The organism is Pseudomonas sp. MB-090624 (assembly GCF_003205245.1).
Taxonomy (GTDB): domain Bacteria; phylum Pseudomonadota; class Gammaproteobacteria; order Pseudomonadales; family Pseudomonadaceae; genus Aquipseudomonas; species Aquipseudomonas juntendi.
Genome location: NZ_QJRK01000030.1, coordinates 1 through 19,213, shown reverse-complemented (window position 1 = coordinate 19,213; position 19,213 = coordinate 1). Strand labels below are relative to the sequence as shown.

18 protein-coding genes are annotated in these 19,213 nt (G+C 63.1%); 10 read left to right on the top strand and 8 right to left on the bottom strand.

Features of this window, described 5'->3' with window-relative positions; all coding sequences use genetic code 11:
* Positions 1-199 precede the first annotated feature (199 nt).
* The 4 genes from tauD to tauA are packed head-to-tail and all read right to left on the bottom strand — an operon-like array spanning position 200 to position 3,691.
* On the bottom strand, positions 200-1,033 hold the full coding sequence (gene tauD, locus DMX12_RS17265) for a taurine dioxygenase (protein WP_110678917.1): 834 nt from the start codon (positions 1,031-1,033) through the stop codon (positions 200-202).
* Positions 1,034-1,081: 48 nt separating this feature from the next.
* The gene (gene tauC / locus DMX12_RS17260) at positions 1,082-1,921 is read right to left on the bottom strand and encodes a taurine ABC transporter permease TauC (RefSeq protein ID WP_110678915.1); all 840 of its coding nucleotides are present in this window, start codon (positions 1,919-1,921) and stop codon (positions 1,082-1,084) included.
* 8 nt (positions 1,922-1,929) lie between these two features.
* Positions 1,930-2,706: a taurine ABC transporter ATP-binding subunit gene (gene tauB / locus DMX12_RS17255; RefSeq protein WP_110678913.1), complete on the bottom strand. Its 777-nt coding sequence runs from the start codon at positions 2,704-2,706 to the stop codon at positions 1,930-1,932.
* A 13-nt stretch (positions 2,707-2,719) separates the two neighbouring features.
* The gene (gene tauA / locus DMX12_RS17250) at positions 2,720-3,691 is read right to left on the bottom strand and encodes a taurine ABC transporter substrate-binding protein (RefSeq protein ID WP_110678911.1); all 972 of its coding nucleotides are present in this window, start codon (positions 3,689-3,691) and stop codon (positions 2,720-2,722) included.
* Between the two features lie 607 nt (positions 3,692-4,298).
* On the opposite strand from tauA, the gene DMX12_RS17245 reads away from it, so the two are divergent.
* The 8 genes from DMX12_RS17245 to DMX12_RS17205 all read left to right on the top strand — a co-directional run bounded on the left by DMX12_RS17245 (position 4,299) and on the right by DMX12_RS17205 (position 11,506).
* Positions 4,299-5,630, top strand: coding sequence for an OprD family porin (locus DMX12_RS17245; protein ID WP_110678909.1), 1,332 nt, complete (start codon positions 4,299-4,301; stop codon positions 5,628-5,630).
* Between the two features lie 168 nt (positions 5,631-5,798).
* Complete coding sequence (locus DMX12_RS17240) at positions 5,799-6,437, top strand: peroxiredoxin (protein WP_110678907.1); 639 nt, start codon at positions 5,799-5,801, stop codon at positions 6,435-6,437.
* Positions 6,438-6,793: 356 nt separating this feature from the next.
* Entirely contained in the window at positions 6,794-7,387 is a 594-nt protein-coding gene (ssuE, locus tag DMX12_RS17230) for an NADPH-dependent FMN reductase (RefSeq protein WP_110678903.1), read from the top strand.
* 84 nt (positions 7,388-7,471) lie between these two features.
* A complete protein-coding gene (locus tag DMX12_RS17225) occupies positions 7,472-8,437 on the top strand; it encodes a sulfonate ABC transporter substrate-binding protein (protein ID WP_110678901.1) in 966 nt (321 codons plus the stop codon).
* Between the two features lie 60 nt (positions 8,438-8,497).
* A complete protein-coding gene (gene ssuD / locus DMX12_RS17220) occupies positions 8,498-9,646 on the top strand; it encodes an FMNH2-dependent alkanesulfonate monooxygenase (RefSeq protein WP_110678899.1) in 1,149 nt (382 codons plus the stop codon).
* 10 nt (positions 9,647-9,656) lie between these two features.
* Positions 9,657-10,454 (top strand): aliphatic sulfonate ABC transporter permease SsuC, encoded by a 798-nt coding sequence (ssuC, locus tag DMX12_RS17215; RefSeq protein ID WP_054913222.1) that lies wholly within the window; start codon positions 9,657-9,659, stop codon positions 10,452-10,454.
* Positions 10,451-11,263 carry an aliphatic sulfonates ABC transporter ATP-binding protein gene (ssuB, locus tag DMX12_RS17210; protein WP_110678897.1) on the top strand — a complete coding sequence of 271 codons (813 nt, stop codon included), beginning with the start codon at positions 10,451-10,453 and terminating at the stop codon, positions 11,261-11,263. Before ssuC ends, ssuB begins: the two co-directional genes overlap by 4 nt.
* A 27-nt stretch (positions 11,264-11,290) precedes the next feature.
* Positions 11,291-11,506, top strand: a complete 216-nt coding sequence (locus DMX12_RS17205; RefSeq protein WP_003255829.1) for a molybdopterin-binding protein — start codon at positions 11,291-11,293, stop codon at positions 11,504-11,506.
* Between the two features lie 184 nt (positions 11,507-11,690).
* Here DMX12_RS17205 and DMX12_RS17200 read toward each other — a convergent pair whose 3' ends face one another.
* The 4 genes from DMX12_RS17200 to DMX12_RS17185 all read right to left on the bottom strand — a co-directional run bounded on the left by DMX12_RS17200 (position 11,691) and on the right by DMX12_RS17185 (position 16,755).
* Positions 11,691-12,317, bottom strand: a complete 627-nt coding sequence (locus tag DMX12_RS17200; RefSeq protein ID WP_110678895.1) for a TetR/AcrR family transcriptional regulator — start codon at positions 12,315-12,317, stop codon at positions 11,691-11,693.
* Entirely contained in the window at positions 12,317-13,894 is a 1,578-nt protein-coding gene (gshA, locus tag DMX12_RS17195) for a glutamate--cysteine ligase (RefSeq protein WP_009682246.1), read from the bottom strand. Before gshA ends, DMX12_RS17200 begins: the two co-directional genes overlap by 1 nt.
* A gap of 153 nt (positions 13,895-14,047) precedes the next feature.
* A complete protein-coding gene (locus DMX12_RS17190) occupies positions 14,048-14,431 on the bottom strand; it encodes a PaaI family thioesterase (RefSeq protein ID WP_009682247.1) in 384 nt (127 codons plus the stop codon).
* A complete protein-coding gene (locus DMX12_RS17185; protein ID WP_110678893.1) occupies positions 14,431-16,755 on the bottom strand; it encodes a Tex family protein in 2,325 nt (774 codons plus the stop codon). The genes DMX12_RS17190 and DMX12_RS17185 overlap by 1 nt, the downstream gene beginning before the upstream one ends.
* A 216-nt stretch (positions 16,756-16,971) precedes the next feature.
* Between DMX12_RS17185 and ompR the strand changes: the two genes are divergently transcribed.
* Positions 16,972-17,712, top strand: coding sequence for a two-component system response regulator OmpR (gene ompR / locus DMX12_RS17180; RefSeq protein WP_009682249.1), 741 nt, complete (start codon positions 16,972-16,974; stop codon positions 17,710-17,712).
* 13 nt (positions 17,713-17,725) lie between these two features.
* Positions 17,726-19,039: an ATP-binding protein gene (locus DMX12_RS17175; protein WP_029887604.1), complete on the top strand. Its 1,314-nt coding sequence runs from the start codon at positions 17,726-17,728 to the stop codon at positions 19,037-19,039.
* Positions 19,040-19,213: the final 174 nt, after the last annotated feature.

Here is a 19,213-nt window from a genome sequence, read left to right as displayed (position 1 = left end):
TCTGGCCTCTTCGCGGGCACGCCCGCTCCCACAGGTACATCACAGGTTTCGAAACCGGTGCCGGACCTGTGGGACCAGGCGTTCCTGTTCTGGCCTCTTCGCGGGCACGCCCGCTCCCACAGGTACATCACAGGTTTCGAAACCGGTACCGGACCTGTGGGAGCGGGCGTGCCCGCGAAGAGGCCAGAACAGGCAACAACTAAAAGGGCACATCCCCGAGGATCGTCGCCCGGTGCATCACCCGCCGATTGGGCCGGTAGTCATCCACGGCAAAATGCTGGGTCACGCGGTTGTCCCAGAACGCCACGTCATGCTCCTGCCAGCGCCAGCGAATGCTGAACTCTGGCCGTGTGGCATGGGCGAACAGCAGCTTCAGCAACGCCTCGCTCTCCAGCTCGCTCAGCTCATTGATGCGCGTGGTAAACCCCTCATTGACGAACAACGCCTTGCGCCCGCTCACCGGATGCGTACGCACTACCGGGTGCGACAAGGGTGGGTTGTTGCGCCGCGTGGCTTCCCAGCGCGCCAGGTCTTCAGCGGTGGTGCCAAAGCGTTCCAGCGGGAACGACTTGGTGAAGTCGTGAGTGGCGGTCAGCCCGTCGAGCATGCCCCGCAGCGGCGCCGACAAGGCTTCAAAGGCAGCGATGCCGCTGGCCCACAAGGTATCGCCACCGTAGGCCGGCAACTGCTTGGCACTGAGCACCGCACCCAGTGCCGGGGTTGGCAGGAAGGTCACGTCGGTGTGCCACACGGCGTTGTCGCGCACATCAGTGACCGCCGTGTCGAGCACCAGCACCTGCGGGGTGTTCGGCACATTGGGGTAGATCGGGTGAATGTGAAGGTCGCCGAAGCGGGCGGCAAAGCGCGCCTGTTGTTCCGGGTTGATCGGCTGGTCGCGGAAGAACAGCACCTGGTGCTGCAGCAGCGCCTGTTCAATGGCGTCGCGTTGTGCTGCGGTGATGTCGCGGCTGATGTCCACGCCGCTGATCTGGGCGCCGAGCGCGGGGCTGAGGGGAGTGATGGTCAGGCTCATGTCAGTCTCTTCAGTCAGGCGCCAGTGTGCTGGCGTGGACAATAGGGTTCAGTGGCTTTGCCCATGCCAGGGCACCAGCTTGCGTTGCAGGGCGCGCAGGCTCATTTCCAGTGCGAAGGCAATCAAGGCGATCAGCAGGATGCCCAGCACTACGACGTCGGTAACCAGAAACTGCGCCGCCGACTGCACCATGAAGCCCAGGCCACTGGTGGCGGCAATCAGCTCGGCGGCGACCAGCGTCGACCAGCCAACCCCCAGGCCGATGCGGATCCCGGTGAGGATCTCGGGTAGCGCGCTCGGCAGGATCACGTGCCGGATCAGCTGAGCGTTGCTTGCGCCCAGCGACTGCGCTGCACGCAACTTGGCCGGGTCGACGGTACGTACACCGGTGGCGGTGGCAATGGCGATCGGCGCAAAGATCGCCAGGAAGATCAGCAACACCTTCGACAGCTCGCCGATGCCGCACCAGATGACAATCAAGGGCAGGTAGGCCAGCGGCGGGATCGGCCGGTAGAACTCGATCAGCGGGTCGAGGATGCCGCGTGCCACGCGGTTGTAGCCGATGGCGATGCCAACCGGTATGGCGGTCAGCGCGGCGGCCAGCAGGGCCACGCCGATGCGCCCCAGGCTGGCGCCCAGGTGCTGCCACAGGCTGGCATCCATGTAACCCTGGGTCAGCAAGGTCCAGCCCTTGGCCAGTATGTCGCCGGGCGAGGGCAGGAACAGCGGCTCGACCCAGCCGGCGGCCGTCACCAGCCACCACGCCAGCAACAGGCTGGCGAGGGTCAGGGTGCTGATCCAGCGGGTGGAACGTGGGCGGCGCAGCTTGATGGCTGGCCGGGGTTGGGCGTCGTGTTTGCCGGTAACCGGCAGGTCCAGGCTGCTCATGCGCGCTCCTACAGGCTTTGGCGTTGGGAAAACACCCGCGCCAGTACGTGCTCGCGGGTTTCGATGAAGGCCGGGTCGGACTTGATCGCCCGGGCCGATTCGCCAGCGGCATAACGCTGGCCGAAGTCCAGTTGCAGGCGTTCCACCACGCGCCCCGGGTTGGGCGCCAGCAGTACCAGTTCGCTGGCCAGGAATACCGCTTCTTCGATGTCGTGGGTAATCAGGAACACCGGCTTGGCGGTGCGCTGCCATACCTGCAGCAGCAACGCCTGCATCTGCTCGCGGGTGAAGGCATCGAGGGCGCCGAACGGTTCGTCCATCAATAGCACCCGTGGGTCGGCTGCCAGCGCCCGGGCCAGGCCCACGCGTTGCTTCTGGCCGCCGGACAACTGCCAGATGCGCCGCTCGCCGAAGCCGGCGAGGTCGACCAGGGCCAGCATCTCGCGGGCTTTGGCTTCACGCTCGGCGCGCGGTACGCCGGCCAGCTCCAGGCCGAATGCGACGTTGCCCAGCACGTTCTGCCAGGGCAGCAGCGCGTCGTCCTGGAACACCACACCGCGCTCGGCTCCAGGCCCTTGCACCGGTACACCGTCGAGGGTGATGCGGCCGCCACTGGGGGTAACGAAGCCGGCGATCAGGTTGAGCAGCGAGGTTTTGCCGCTGCCGGATGGCCCCAGGGCCACCAGCAGTTGGCGCGGCCCCAGGCTCAGGTTGATGTCGGCCAGCACCGGGGTGGCGGCACCGGGGTACTGTGCGCTGATGCGCTCCAGTTCGAGCAAGGCCATGGCGGGCTCCGGTTCAGTTTGGAAGGAACTTGGCGCTGACGTACGGCGAGTAGTCCGGCAGTACGGCGTCGACCTTGCCTTGCTGCTTGAGGAAGTTGGCCGTGTCGGTCAGTGCCTGGGTGGTGGGTGCACCCAGTGCGCTGGCCTGGTCGGCGGCCAGTGGGTAGACGTTGCCCTCCAGCAGCACCGGAATGTCGCTGGCCTTGGCGCCGGACAGCTTCACCAGTTTGTCCACGTTGCCTTTGTCAGCCAGCCAGGCTTGCGGGTCTTTGCGGTATTCGGCGTAGGCATCGAGGGTGACCTTGGCGAAAGCCTTGACCACGTCGGGGTGCTTCTCGGCGAAGTCCTTGCGCACGATCCAGGCATCGAAGGTGGGGGCGCCTTTTGCGGCCAGCTCGCCCGAGGTGATCAGCACCTTGCCGTTTTCCTTGGCCACGCCCAAGGCCGGGTCCCAGACGTAGGTGGCGTCGATGTCGCCGCGTTTCCAGGCGGCAATGATCGCAGGGGGCGCGAGGTTGAGTATCTGCACCTTGGAGGGGTCGATGTTCCAGGTCTTCAGGGCTGCCAGCAAGCTGTAGTGGCCAGTTGAAACGAAGGGCACCGCGACTTTCTTGCCGACCAGGTCTTGTGGCGTCTTGATGCTGTCGCGGGCGACCAGTGCCTCGCCTGCGCCAATCTGCGTTGCGATCAGAAACGTCTCGACCGGCAGCTTGCGGGTGGCGGCGGCGGCCAGTGGGCTGGAGCCCAGGTAGCCGATCTGCACGTCACCGCTGGCCACTGCGGTGATCACATCGGCGCCGTTATCGAACTTGCGCCAGTCAATGCTGGCCTTGCTGGCTTTTTCGTAGTCGCCATCCACCTGCGCCACCTTGGCGGGGTCGACGGTGGTCTGGTAGGCGACGGTCAGGTCGGCCGCCTGGGCCAGCCAGCTGGCGCTGGCGAGGGTCAGGGCGGCGAACAGGCGCAGCGGGGCATGCGGGATCATGGTGAACCTCTCGTCAGGCAAACTGGGGTATGCGAAAAGGCTAAATGATCTAAAAAAATTAAAATAAATAACTTTTTCGCATTAGCTTAGGAGGTAAAGCTGTAGGAGCGGCCTTGTGTCGCGATGGGGCGCGAAGCGGCCCTGACGATGGCTGCTGCGACGCTGAGCGTTCAGGGCCGCATCGCGCCCCATCGCGACACAAGGCCGCTCCTACAAAGCCTGCGAAGGGCCATAACCTGGGTCAATGGCGAAATCAGATCAGCCTGCTAGGCTTCTCCGTCCCTATAGAACATTAAGGAATTAGGTTATTAGCAAACGTTTTCAAATAGCAAAAAGCTATTAGAGCCCGGCTAGCTACAACTATTGGTTGCAAAGGTTCGTTACATATTCCCTAAAAATCTTAGAAATTCACAAAACGGTCATTTTGGATTTATAGGATTGTCATTATCCTGTAGCGCAGGTGGCGCCTTAGACCAAAGTCGAGAAACGTTTAGAAACGTTTGACTTACTAGTCACACTTTGGGACTAAATCGCCAATCCACGGTGAGCGGGGCACAAGACCCTGCCGCCAGAGATACACAAAAATTAGAACGTAGAGGAGCACATCATGTACAAGTCCAGCCTGGCCGTGGCCGTGGCACTGGGGGTTTTCGCCCAAACAGCAGGCGCTGCCGGTTTCGTGGAAGACAGCAAGCTGTCCCTCAGCTCGCGCACCATGTATTTCAACAACGACAACCGCGATGGCGGTGCTGACAACCGCGAGTCGGGTCAGGGCTTCAAGCTCGATTACATCTCTGGTTTCACTGAAGGCACCGTTGGTTTTGGTGTCGATGCCCAGGCCTTGTGGGGTATCCACCTGGACGGTGGCCGTGGCAAACACCCTGACAACAGCAGCTTCTTCCCAAGCGACTCGGACGGCTCGGCCGCTAGCCAGTGGGCACGTTTTGGCGCCAACGCCAAGGCTCGCTTCTCCAAGACCGAAGTGCACTTCGGTAGCGCCCTGGCGCCAAACCTGCCGATCCTGGTCTCCAACGACGGGCGTCTGCTGCCGCAAACCTTCGAGGGTGGCACCATCCAGTCGAAGGAAATCGACAACCTGACCATCAACGCCGGTCAGCTGACCCACGCCATGGGTCGTGCGTCGAGCAACCGTACCGGCCTGTCGGTCGCTGGCGCCACTGCCGACAGCAACAAGTTCCGCTACGGCGGCCTGGACTACAAGCTCACTCCAGACCTGACCCTGCAGTACTACTACTCGAACCTGGAAGACTTCTACAAGCAGCACTTCCTGGGTGCCACCCACGTCTTCAAGATCGCCGACGACCAGTCGTTCAAGACCGACCTGCGCTACTTCGACAGCAGCAGTGACGGCAACAACGGTCACGGCGGTGGCTACAACTTCAGCAACAACGGTGGCTACGCCAAGAACACTGGCAAGGTCGACAACAAGACCTGGTCGGCCATGTTCACCTACACCCTGGGTGGCCACGCGCTGATGCTCGGTCGTCAGCAAGTCAGCGATGACGGCGGTTTCGTCTGGCTGAACCAGGGCAACGTGGTTGACGGTAACGGTCGCCCTGAAGGCGCTGCCGGTTCCAGCTTCTACCTGTTCACCGACAGCATGATCAACCAGTTCGCCCGTGCCGGTGAGAACACCAACTTCGGCCAGTACTCGTATGATTTCGCCTCGCTTGGCGTTCCGGGCCTGAAGGCTTCGGTTTCCTACCTGCGCGGTGACGACATTCGCTACAAGAGCGGCCACGGCACCTACAACGAATGGGAACGTGACGCCCGCGTCGACTACACCATTCAGCAAGGCACCCTCAAAGGCCTGGGCTTCAGCCTGCGCCAGGGTGTGTACCGTGGTGGCAGCAGCGAAGCCAGCGCCGACCAGGACCAGACTCGCTTCATCGTGAACTACACTTACAGCTTCCTGTAAGCCGTAGCGACACCAAAGAGCCTCGCCTAGTGCGAGGCTTTTTCATGACTGCAGCCTGTAATGTCAAAAAGCTATAAATAAATCATTATTTATTCTTTTTGTTTTTAGTCAATTGCAGGCACAGTCAATTCACACGCTGACCACAACCCAGCCCAGGAGCCGCAGCCTATGAGCCTAAAACTCGGCGATATCGCCCCCGATTTCGAACAGGATTCCAGCGAAGGCAAGATCCGTTTCCACGAGTGGCTGGGTAACAGCTGGGGGGTGCTGTTCTCCCACCCGGCTGACTTCACCCCGGTATGCACCACTGAGCTGGGCCTGACTGCCAAGCTCAAGGACGAATTCGCCAAACGCGGAGTCAAGGCCATTGCCTTGTCGGTCGACCCGGTCGATTCGCACCACAAATGGATCGCCGACATCAACGAAACCCAGAACACCGTGGTCAATTTCCCGATCATCGCCGACGCCGACCGCAAGGTTTCAGACCTTTATGACCTGATCCATCCGAACGCCAGCGACACCCTGACCGTGCGCTCGCTGTTCGTGATCGACCCGAACAAGAAGGTGCGGCTAACCATCACCTACCCGGCCAGTACCGGGCGCAATTTCAATGAAATCCTGCGGGTGATCGACTCGCTGCAGCTGACCGACAACCACAAGGTGGCCACGCCAGGTAACTGGCAAGACGGCGACGACGTGGTGATCGTGCCTCCGCTCAAGGACGAAGAAGAGATCAAGCAGCGCTTCCCCAAAGGGTATCGGGCCGTCAAACCCTATCTGCGCCTGACCCCCCAGCCCAATCGTTAACGCATTCCTCGTTGCATCGCTCTTAGCCTCACAGGGATTTTCGGGCCGTTTCGACGGCCCTTTTTTTAGCTGCGAGCTGCGAGCTGCGAGCTGCGAGCTGCGAGCTGCAAGCTGCAAGCTGCAAGCAAAAGCAAAAGCAAAAGCAAAAGCAAAAGCAAAAGCAAAAGCAAAAGCAAAAGCAAGAGCAAGAGCAAGAGCAAGAGCAAGAGCAAGAGCAAGAGCAAGAGCAGATCAGCTTGCGGCTTGTAACTTGAAGCTTTAAACCAAAATGGAATAAACAAATAAAAAAATATGATTTCTAGATATATAAACTGACTGCTAATGTCACCCCCAACAGAACACAAGGAAGCGCTGCAATGTTGGTCGTCTCAATCGGTGGTAGCCCAAGTCCACGTTCACGCTCCGGCGTGCTGCTGGAGCGTTCGCGCGAGTGGCTGCAGCATCGCGGCGTCGAAGTGGTGACGTTCCAGGTACGTGACTTCCCTGCCGAAGACCTGCTGCATGCCCGTTTCGACAGCCCGCAGGTACAGCACTTCCAGCAACTGGTGGCCCAGGCCGATGGCCTGATCGTCGCCACGCCGGTGTACAAGGCATCGTTTGCCGGTGCTCTGAAAACCTTGCTCGACCTGCTGCCCGAACGCGCTTTGGCACACAAGATCGTGTTGCCGATCGCCACCGGCGGCAGCATCGCCCACATGCTGGCGGTGGATTACGCACTCAAGCCTGTGCTGTCTGCACTCAAGGCGCAAGAGACCCTGCAAGGGATCTTCGCTGACGACAGCCAAGTCGCTTATGCAGAGGGCAGCAAGCCCGCGCAGCTGCTACCCGCGCTGGAAGAACGCCTGCAGGACTCGCTGGAAACCTTCCACGTTGCCCTGACCCGTCGGCCGCGCCCCGTGGCCCCCGGTGTACTGAACGAACGCCTGCTCAGTGCTCGCTGGAGCATCTGACCGGTTTTATCCGCTTTACCACCTTACTCGCCCGCCAACGAGGCAAGCAGGTGCAACCCGAACCCTATCGCACAGGAGAGCGCCATGCGCACAGTCTTCTTGCGTCGCGGTCTGGTCGCCCTGTTCGCGGCGGCTGTGTCCTTCGGCGCCATTACCCAAGCCCAGGCCGAGAGCCTGCGTATCGGTTATCAGAAATACGGCACCCTGGTGCTGCTCAAGGCCAAGGGCACGCTGGAGAAGCGCCTGGCCGAGCAGGGCGTACAGGTGCAGTGGACCGAGTTTCCCGGCGGCCCGCAGCTGCTTGAAGGGCTGAACGTCGGCTCGATCGATTTCGGCGTCACCGGTGAAACACCACCGGTATTCGCCCAGGCCGCCGGCGCCGACCTGCTCTATGTGGCCTATGAACCGCCCGCGCCGCACAGCGAAGCGATTCTCTTGCCCAAGGGTTCGCCGGTGCAGTCGGTGAAGGACCTCAAAGGCAAGAAAGTCGCCCTCAACAAAGGCTCCAATGTGCACTACCTGCTGGTGCGTGCACTGCAAGACGCAGGCCTTCAATACAGCGACATCCAGCCGGTTTACCTGCCGCCGGCCGACGCCCGCGCAGCCTTCGAGCGCGGCAGTGTCGACGCCTGGGTGATCTGGGACCCGTACCAGGCCGCCGCCGAGCAACAGTTGCAGGCGCGCACCCTGCGTGACGGCAAGGGCCTGGTCGACAACCATCAGTTCTATCTCGCTACCCGCAACTACGCGACCGAGCACCCAGCGGTGATCAACACCGTTATCGAGCAAGTGCGCGCCGTGGGCGAGTGGTCGCAGGCCAACCCGCAGGAAGTCACCGACCAAGTGGCGCCGCTGCTCGGCTTGCCTGCCGACATCACACTTACCTCGGTCAAACGCCAAGGCTACGGCGCCGCGCCTCTGACCCCGCAGGTAGTGGCGGCGCAGCAGAAGATCGCCGACACCTTCCAAGCGCTCAAGCTGATACCCAAGCCGTTGAGCATCAAGGATGTGATCTGGACACCCCCGGCCAAGGTCGCTAGCGCGCCTTGAATGATGCGCCCATGCCGGGGCACCGCCCCGGCTCGTGCCCCCCTTGAGGAGACAACTCCAATGAGTCTGAACATTTTCTGGTTCCTGCCCACCCACGGTGACGGCAAGTACCTGGGCACTGCCGATGGCGCCCGCGCGGTCGACCACGGTTACCTGCAACAGATCGCGCAAGCTGCCGACCGGCTTGGTTTTGGTGGGGTATTGATCCCGACCGGGCGCTCCTGCGAGGACTCCTGGCTGGTCGCGGCCTCGCTGATCCCCGTGACCCAGCGCCTGAAGTTTCTGGTGGCCCTGCGCCCCGGCATCATCTCGCCAACCGTGGCTGCTCGGCAGGCAGCCACCCTTGATCGCCTGTCCAACGGCCGGGCGCTGTTCAACCTGGTCACCGGCGGCGACCCGGACGAGCTGGCCGGTGACGGCCTGCACCTGAACCACCAGGAGCGGTACGAGGCGTCGGTCGAGTTCACCCGTATCTGGCGCAAGGTGCTGGAAGGCGAGAACGTGGACTATGACGGCAAGCACATTCAGGTGAAGGGCGCCAAGCTTCTCTATCCGCCGATTCAGCAGCCCCGCCCACCGCTGTATTTCGGCGGTTCTTCAGAGGCTGCCCAAGACCTGGCGGCTGAACAGGTCGAGTTGTACCTGACGTGGGGTGAGCCACCGGCAGCCGTGGCCGAGAAGATCGCCCAAGTGCGCAAAAAGGCCGGTGCTCAAGGCCGCGAAGTACGTTTCGGTATCCGCCTGCACGTGATCGTGCGCGAAACCAACGAAGAAGCCTGGGCCGCCGCCGACCGCCTGATTTCGCACCTGGACGATGAAACCATTGCCCGTGCGCAGGCCTCACTGGCGCGCTTCGACTCGGTGGGCCAGCAACGCATGGCCGCCCTGCACGGCGGTAACCGCGACAACCTGGAAGTCAGCCCCAACCTGTGGGCGGGTGTTGGCCTGGTGCGTGGCGGTGCGGGTACCGCGCTGGTCGGTGATGGCCCGACCGTGGCCGCACGGGTCAAGGAATACGCCGAGCTGGGCATCGATACCTTCATCTTCTCCGGCTACCCGCACCTGGAAGAGTCGTACCGAGTGGCCGAGCTGCTGTTCCCGCACATTGACGTGAACCGCCCGGAACAACCCAAGGCGGGTGGCTACGTGAGCCCGTTCGGCGAGATGGTAGCCAACGACATCCTGCCCAAGTCCGTCGCACAGAGCTGAGGGCCAGGCCATGAGTCGTGCAACTTCCAACAACCTTGCCCAGCGGCTGGCGCCATGGGCGCTGCCGGTGCTGCTGCTGGCCGCCTGGCAGCTGGCGGTCAGTGCTGGCTGGCTGTCGACGCGCATCTTGCCGGCGCCTAGCGCCGTGGTCAGTGCTGGCGTCGAGCTGGTGCGCAGCGGTGACATCTGGACCCACCTGGCCATCAGTGGCTGGCGTGCCGGGCTGGGCTTCGTCATCGGCGGCAGCATCGGCCTGGTGCTGGGCTTCATCACGGGCCTTTCGAACTGGGGCGAGCGCCTGCTCGACAGCTCGGTGCAGATGATACGCAACGTGCCGCACCTGGCACTGATCCCGCTGGTGATCCTGTGGTTTGGTATCGATGAGTCGGCGAAGATCTTCCTGGTCGCGCTGGGCACGTTGTTCCCGATCTACCTGAACACCTACCACGGCATTCGCAATGTGGACCCGGCGCTGGTGGAAATGGCCCGCAGTTATGGGTTGTCCGGCTTCAGCCTGTTCCGCCAGGTGATCCTGCCGGGGGCGCTGCCGTCGATCCTGGTGGGCGTGCGCTTTGCCCTGGGCTTCATGTGGCTGACCCTGATCGTTGCCGAAACCATCTCGGCCAACGCCGGCATCGGCTACCTGGCCATGAACGCCCGTGAATTCCTGCAGACCGACGTGGTGGTGCTGGCCATCGTTTTGTACGCCGTGCTCGGCAAGCTCGCCGACCTCGCCGCCCGTGGCCTGGAGCGTGTGTGGTTGCGCTGGCACCCAGCCTATCAAGTGGCGAAGAAGGAGGGCGCATGACCGTGCTCAAGGAACGGCCGCCACGCCTGCTGCGTGGCATCCCGCTGGCCGCCAATGGCGTGCGCAAGGCCTTTGGCCAGCGCGAAGTTTTGAAAGGTATCGACCTGCACATTCCGGCCGGCCAGTTCGTGGCCATTGTTGGCCGCAGCGGCTGCGGCAAGAGCACCTTGCTGCGTTTGCTGGCCGGGCTCGACCAGCCCACTGCCGGGCAGTTGCTGGCCGGGGCCGCGCCGCTGGACGAAGCGCGCGAAGAAACCCGCCTGATGTTCCAGGACGCACGCCTGCTGCCTTGGAAGAAGGTGATCGACAACGTGGGCCTGGGCCTGTCTGGCGACTGGCGCTCGCGAGCGCTGGATGCCCTGGAGGCGGTTGGCCTGGCCGACCGCGCCAATGAGTGGCCGGCAGCGCTTTCGGGTGGCCAGAAGCAGCGTGTGGCGCTGGCCCGGGCGCTGATCCACCAGCCGCGCCTGCTGTTGCTGGACGAGCCGTTGGGCGCGCTGGATGCCCTGACCCGTATCGAGATGCAGCAACTGATCGAACGCCTGTGGCGTCAGCACGGTTTCACCGTGCTGCTGGTTACCCACGATGTCAGCGAGGCGGTTGCCGTGGCTGACCGGGTGATCCTGATCGAAGACGGCGAGGTCGGGCTCGACCTCACTGTCGACCTGGCACGGCCTCGGGCGCGTGGTTCGCACCGCCTGGCTGCGCTGGAAAGCGAAGTGCTCAACCGTGTGCTGTCGGCCCCGGGCGCTGCGCCCGAGCCGGATCCTGTAGCCCCTCTGCCCACGCAACTGCGTTGGGCGCACTGAACCCCAGAAGCCAAAAGGAAGCCAATCATGACTATCAAAGCCATCAACGTGCGCAACCAGTTCAAAGGCACTGTGAAAGAAATCCTCGAAGGGCCGGTACTGTCGGAAATCGACGTGCAGACGGCTTCGGGCATCGTCACTTCGGTGATCACTACCCGCTCCGTGCGTGAGCTGGAGCTGCAGGTGGGCAGTGAAGTGATTGCCTTTGTGAAGTCGACGGAAGTGTCTATCGCCAAGCTGTGATGAAAGTGGCCCGCGGGCCGCTTTGCGGCCCTTCGCGGGCACGCCCGCTCCCACAGGGGATCGCGCATTTCTTGAGTGTGGGAGCGGGCGTGCCCGCGAAGGGCTGCAAAGCAGCCCTAGTAACGCTTAACTCGCGGGGCTGCTTTGCAGCCCGATCGCGACACCGGCGGTGAGGCCACCAAATTCAACGCTTGATTAGAAACGGCGGCAGATACAACCCCAGATACGCCTCGAACACCCGCTTGCCTTCCTCGGCCATACGCGGGGTGATCGCCTCATGCAGCTGCACCGAGCGCGCATACACCCGGTCGCTCAGCTCCATGGCCAGGGCAAACACATCCACATCCAGCGGCATCACCGGCAGGTGGAAATGCTGGTCGAACAACTTGTACATCAGGTCGCCCAGTTCCATGTCGTGCTGCCGATCGGCTTGCACCACTTCACTCAGCCCGTGCTGGGCCAGAATCAGTTGCCGCGCTGCTGCATCCTGGTTGTAGATATCCAGCATGCGCTGCTCGATCAGCCGTGACAGCTCATGCCAGGTACTGAACGCCTGGCTGTCGATCGGTGCCCTCAGAGCCTCACGGAAAGCCCGGTGCACGTCGGCGGTCAACGCCTCGAGCAACGCCGGCACGCTGGCGAAGAAGTGATAGACCGACGACGGCGGAATCTGCGCACGCTCGGCCACGCTGTAGATCGACATTGCCGCCACCCCCACCTCGGCCAGCAGTTCGCGGGCAGCCGCCAGGATCGCTTCGATCCTGGCCTGGCTGCTGGCGCGCGGTTTGCGCGGGGCAGCGGTACGCGTCATCAGTTGCTGATCGCCAGGATGCTGGCTTGATAGGCACCCACGAACAGGTCGAAATCACCGACTTCTTCCTGCTCCAGCTCGGCCTGCCTGGCCAGCGACTCGCGGGCCAGCGTCTCGTAGGTTTGTTGCTGCTCCTGGCTCAGCGGCTGTTCACGGAAGGTCTCGGCGTGAATACGGCTCTGGCGCAGCGAAAACTGCACGAAGCTTTCGTCATGCTCGGTCATGCGCGCCAGCACCTGGGCCGAAGGCGTCAGCGAGGCGTCATCGACCTTGGCCTGTTGCGCATCCAGCGCCTTGCTGTGGGCGTCGGTATCTTCGGCTTGGTCCAGTAGCTCGGCCAACTGCCGAATACGCTCGATCAGCTCGCCGGCCCACACCTTCAGGCTGACCGGCTGGCCGTTGCGCTGCAATTCCAGGCCCGGGCGGCGACCTTCCTTGACCACGGCCAGGAAGTTGCTGGTGCACTGGCCACACTCGGCATTGCCCAGTTGCGGGCTTTCTTCCAGGGCACAGAACAGCAGGAATGCATCGAGGAAGCGCGCCTCGGTCAGGTCGATGCCCACTGGCAGGAACGGGTTGATGTCCAGGCAGCGCACTTCCACATACTGCACGCCGCGCGAAGTCAGGGCCTGGATCGGCCGCTCGCCGGTATAGGTGACGCGCTTGGGGCGTATGTTCGAGTAGTACTCGTTTTCGATCTGCAGGATGTTGGTATTCAGTTGTACCCACTCACCGTCGACGTGCGTGCCGACCTCGACATAGGGCGGGTAGGGCGTGCCCACCGCCTTGCGCAGGCTGTCGGTGTAGCTGGCCAGGTTGTTGTAGCAAGGCGTGAGGCCCGCCTGGGCGTTGCTCTGGTAGCCCAGGTCGCTCATGCGCAGGCTGGTGGCGTAGGGCAGGTACAGGGTTTCGGCGTCCAGCTCTTCGAGCTGGTGCGGGCGGCCACGCATGAAGCCTTTGTCCAGGGCCGGCGAGGCGCCAAACAGGTACATCAACAACCAGCTGTAGCGGCGGAAGTTGCGGATCAGCGCAATGTAGGCCGACGACTGATAGTCGCGGTCGGGCTCGCTGCTGCCTTCGGCAGCACGCAGCAAAGGCCACAGAGCCTCTGGCAGCGAGAAGTTGTAATGAATGCCGGCGATGCACTGCATGGTGCGGCCATAGCGCAAGGCCAGGCCTTTGCGGTAGACGTGCTTGAGCTTGCCGATGTTCGAGCTGCCGTACTCGGCGATCGGGATGTCCTCTTCGGCCGGCAACGTGCATGGCATCGATGGGCTCCACAGGTACTCGTCGCCCAGCTTGCTGTAGACGAAACGGTGGGTCTGTTCGAGGCTTTCGAGCACCTTAGCCGGGTCGGCCAGCGCGGGGGTGATGAACTCCAGCAGCGACTCGGAATAGTCAGTGGTGATCTGCTCGTTGGTCAGCGCCGATCCCAGTGCATCCGGGTGCGGAGTCTGGGCCAGGCGACCTTCGTCGGTCACGCGCAGGCATTCGCGCTCAATACCGTGCAGGCACTGCTTGAGCAGGGGAAGATTGGCGCCGAGCAGGCTCAGGCGGCGGTTGAGGAGTTCGCTCAAGATGTATTCCTTCACGCGTCAGTCGCCCCAATATGGGGGTAGAGATAACGGTCTACAAGGGTAGGGAGAAAGGAACTGGCGTTGTCGCCTGGTTTACGCGGATCCAGCAGTGCCAGCGCACTGCTGAAAATACCGCAGATACTGCTTGGTGAGCTAGAGAACCGCAAAGGTTCCTTGCGCCTTGGCCACCAGTTTGTCGCCCTGGACTACGTCGGCGTCGACCACCAGGGTACGCCGCCCGGCATGCAGCACGCGGGCGGTGCACAGGACCTCGCCGTCACTGACGGCGCGCATGTAGTTGATCTTGCATTCGATGGTGACGCTTTGCTGGTCAAAGCCATGGTTGGCCGAACAGGCCAGGCCCATGGCGATATCCACCAGGCTGAAAATAGCCCCGCCGTGCAGCTTCTGGCCACGGTTGCGCAACTGCGGCTGCAGCGCCAGGGCGACCTCGGCAACGCCGGGCTCCAGGCGTTGCAGGCGGCAGCCAAGGAGCTGGCTGAAGGCGCTTTCGACATATTCGCGTGGTATGTCCATCACTTCTTCTTCAGCTGCTTGGCGTTGGCGAACAGCGTGGCCATGGCGTTGTTGGCCGGGGCCGCGGTGGCGGTTTCACGTTGGCGCGGCACCTGTTGCTGGCGGTTGCCTGCCGAGCCACGGTTACCGCCGCGGTTGCCTTCGACCTTTTCGCCCGGGGTGTCGCTCATGCGCATCGACAAGCCCACGCGCTTGCGCGGGATGTCCACCTCCATGACCTTGACCTTGACCACGTCGCCGGCCTTGACCGCCTCGCGCGGGTCCTTGACGAACTTCTCCGACAGCGCCGAGATATGCACCAGGCCGTCCTGGTGTACGCCGATATCGACGAAGGCACCGAAGTTGGTGACGTTGGTCACCACGCCTTCGAGGATCATGCCTGGCTCCAGGTCCTTGAGGTCTTCGACGCCATCCTGGAAGGTGGCGGTCTTGAATTCCGGGCGTGGGTCGCGGCCGGGCTTGTCCAGCTCCTGCAGGATGTCGGTCACGGTCGGCAGGCCGAAGGTTTCGTCGGTGAAACGCTTGGGGTCCAGGCGCTTGAGGAAGCTGCTGTCGCCGATCAGCGAGCGAATGTCGCGGTCGGTATCGGCGGCGATGCGCTGTACCAGGGGGTAGGCTTCGGGGTGAACCGCCGAGGCGTCCAGCGGGTTGTCGCCGTTCATCACCCGCAGGAAGCCGGCAGCCTGCTCGAAGGTTTTCTCGCCCAGGCGGCTGACCTTTTTCAGCGCCGCGCGGGTGGCGAACGGGCCGTTGGCGTCGCGGTGCGCGACGATGTTCTGTGCCAGCGTGGCGTTAAGCCCGGAGATGCGCGTCAGCAACGCCACCGAGGCGGTATTCACATCCACGCCCACGGCGTTCACGCAGTCCTCGACCACGGCGTCCAGGCCACGGGCCAACTTCAACTGCGAGACATCGTGCTGGTACTGGCCAACGCCGATGGATTTCGGGTCGATCTTCACCAGTTCGGCCAACGGGTCCTGCAGGCGGCGGGCAATCGATACGGCGCCACGGATCGATACGTCCAGGTCCGGGAATTCGCGGGCGGCCAGTTCCGAGGCCGAGTACACCGACGCGCCGGCTTCGGAAACCATGACCTTGGTGATTTTCAGGGCTGGATATTTCTTGACCAGTTCGGCGACCAGCTTGTCGCTTTCGCGGCTGGCGGTACCGTTGCCGATGGCAATCAGCTCCACCGAGTGCTTGGCGCACAGCGCGGCCATGATGGCGATGGTCCGGTCCCAGTCGTTTTTCGGGGCGTGCGGGTAGACCGTGGTGTGGTCCAGCAGCTTGCCGGTGGCGTCGACCACGGCGATCTTGCAGCCAGTGCGCAGGCCAGGGTCGAAGCCCAGTGTGGCGCGCGGGCCGGCCGGGGCCGCCAGCAGCAGGTCGTGCAGGTTGTGGGCGAACACGTTGATCGCCTCGCCTTCGGCGTTGTCGCGCAGTTCGCCGAACAGGTCGGTTTCCAAGTGGGTGTAGAGCTTGACCTTCCAGGTCCAGCGCACCACTTCAGCCAGCCATTTGTCGGCCGGGCGGCTGCGGTTCTCGATGCCGACGTGGTTGCTGATCATCAGCTCGCACGGGTGCAGGGTACCCGGCAGTTCTTCACCGACTTTCAGCGAAGCGCTCAGCACGCCCTCGTTGCGCCCGCGGAAAATTGCCAGGGCGCGGTGCGAAGGGGCGGTGCGCAACAGCTCGTCATGGGCGAAATAGTCGCGGAACTTGGCGCCTTCTTCTTCCTTGCCGGCCACCACGCGGGCACTGAGCACGGCTTCCTGCTTGAGGAAGCTGCGCAGTTTGTCGAGCAACGCGGCGTCTTCGGCAAAGCGCTCCATGAGGATGTATTTGGCGCCTTCCAGGGCGGCCTTCACGTCGGCCACGCCCTTGTCGGCATCGACGAAGCGTGCCGCTTCGCTTTCCGGGGTCAGTGACGGGTCGTTGAACAGGCCGTCGGCCAGCTCGCCGAGGCCGGCTTCGAGGGCGATCTGGCCCTTGGTGCGGCGCTTTTGCTTATACGGCAGGTAGAGGTCTTCGAGGCGGGTCTTGGTGTCGGCCAGCTTGATTTCGCGGGCCAGTTCCGGGGTCAGCTTGCCCTGTTCCTCGATGCTGGAGAGGATGCTGGCGCGGCGTTCGTCGAGTTCGCGCAGGTAGCGCAGGCGCTCTTCCAGATGGCGCAGCTGGGTGTCGTCCAGGCTACCGGTCACTTCCTTGCGGTAACGGGCGATGAAAGGCACGGTCGAGCCTTCGTCCAACAGGCCCACGGCCGCCTCGACCTGCTGGGGGCGTACGCCCAGTTCCTCGGCGATACGGCTGTTGATGCTGTCCATGTAAACCACCTGACATTTGTGAATACGGGGGTCGCCTATGGGCTTTCGCCCGGCGGCGCAGGATGAAAGCGGCGCATTATACCCATCGCAAACCGCTTGCGGTGATGGCGCCCGGCCAGTCGGAACTGGCGCCCGGGGAAAAATCTGCTAACAATGCTCACGGCACGCGTTGCAATGGCTACGCCATAATGCGCGGCGATCTCAGAGGAGTTATTCATGACCGGCACGCCGAACACCGCAGAAGGTGAAAAGATTCTCATCGTCGACGACGATCCAGGGCTGAGCAGCCTGCTGGAACGTTTCTTCACCAGCAAAGGCTACCGAGCCCGCGCGGTGCCCAACACCGAACAGATGGACCGCCTGCTGTCCCGCGAGGTGTTCAACCTGGTGGTGCTGGACCTGATGCTGCCGGGCGAAGACGGCCTGTCGGCGTGCAAGCGCCTGCGCCAGCACAACAACCAGATCCCGATCATCATGCTCACTGCCAAGGGTGACGAGCTCAGCCGCATCAAGGGCCTGGAGCTGGGTGCCGATGACTACCTGGGCAAGCCGTTCAACCCGGACGAGCTGATGGCCCGGGTCAAGGCCGTGCTGCGCCGCCAGGCACCCACCGTGCCAGGGGCACCGGGTAGCGAAGACGAGTCGGTCACCTTCGGCGACTACGAGTTGTCGCTGGCCACCCGCGAACTCAAGCGTGGCGACGAAGTGCACATGCTCACCACCGGTGAGTTCGCCGTGCTCAAGGCGCTGGTCATGCATGCCCGCGAGCCGCTGACCCGCGACAAGCTGATGAACCTGGCCCGTGGCCGTGAATGGGATGCCCTGGAGCGCTCCATCGACGTCCAGATTTCGCGCCTGCGGCGCATGATCGAGCCCGACCCGTCCAAGCCCCGCTACATCCAGACCGTGTGGGGCGTGGGCTACGTGTTCGTGCCGGACGGAAACGCCGGAAAGTGATGCCTGACCGTCGATGAAAACACCGCTCTGGTTTCCGCAAAGCTTCTTCGCCCGCACCCTGTGGCTGGTGTTGATCGTTGTCCTGTTCTCCAAGGCCCTGACCCTGGTCTACCTGCTGATGAACGAGGACGTACTGGTCGACCGGCAGTACAGCCACGGTGTGGCGCTGACTTTGCGCGCGTATTGGGCTGCCGACGAAGAAAACCGCGACAAGATCGCCGAGGCGGCAGGCCTCATTCGTGTGACCGGCTCGGGCGTGCCCGAAGGCGAGCAGCACTGGCCCTACAGCGAAATTTACCAACGCCAGATGCAGGCCGAGCTGGGCGAGGACACCGAAGTACGCCTGCGCATTCATGCGCCGCCGGCGCTGTGGGTAAATGCGCCGAGCCTGGGCCCGGGCTGGTTGAAGGTGCCGTTGTACCCGCACCCGCTACGCGGGCAGAAAATCTGGAACGTGCTGGGCTGGTTCCTGGCCATTGGCCTGTTGTCCACCGCTTCGGCGTGGATCTTCGTGCGGCAGTTGAACCAGCCGCTCAAGCGCCTGGTGTTCGCCGCCCGCCAGCTGGGCCAGGGGCGCAGCGTGCGGTTGCCGATCAGCGACACCCCCAGCGAGATGACCGAGGTGTACAGGGCCTTCAACCAGATGGCCGAAGACGTCGAGCAGGCCGGGCGTGAACGCGAGCTGATGCTGGCCGGGGTTTCGCATGACTTGCGTACACCGCTCACGCGCCTGCGTTTGTCGTTGTCGTTGCTCAACAGTGACAACGACCTGAGCGACGATATGGTCCGTGATATCGAAGACATGGACGCGATTCTCGACCAGTTCCTGGCGTTTATCCGTGATGGCCGGGACGAGCCGGTCGAAGAGGTCGACCTGGCGGACCTGGTGCGTGAGGTGGTCGCCCCCTACAACCAGCCGGAAGAACGTGTGCGCCTGTGCCTGGAGCCGATCCCGCCGTTCCCGCTGCGCCGCGTGTCGCTCAAGCGCATGTTGGGCAACCTGATCGGCAACGCCTTGCACCACGCAGGCAAAGGGGTCGAGGTGGCAGCCTATGTCTCGGGTGACGAAAGTGCGCCGTACGTGGTGCTGAGCGTGCTGGACCGCGGTACCGGCATTGATGAGTCGGAGCTGGAAACCATCTTCAACCCGTTCATCCGGGGTGACCGGGCGCGGGGTGGCAAGGGGACCGGGTTGGGGTTGGCCATCGTCAAGCGTATTGCGGCGCAGCATGGCGGCAATGTCGAGCTACGCAACCGGTCCGGGGGCGGTATCGAGGCGCGGGTGCGGTTGCCGTTGGGGCTGTTGCTGCCGCGTAACGCCGTTTGAGTTTGGTTGGCTGTGCCGGCCCTGTCGCCGGCAAGCCAGCCCCCACGGGGATCGCATCAGGGCTGACAGGTGTTTGCCACAAGGTATGCAACGCCTGTTAGAGCGAGCGCCGCCCGCGCGGCGCATCGCGAGCTGCGCTCGCTCCTACGTTTGTTTCGGGCCAATTATTCCTGT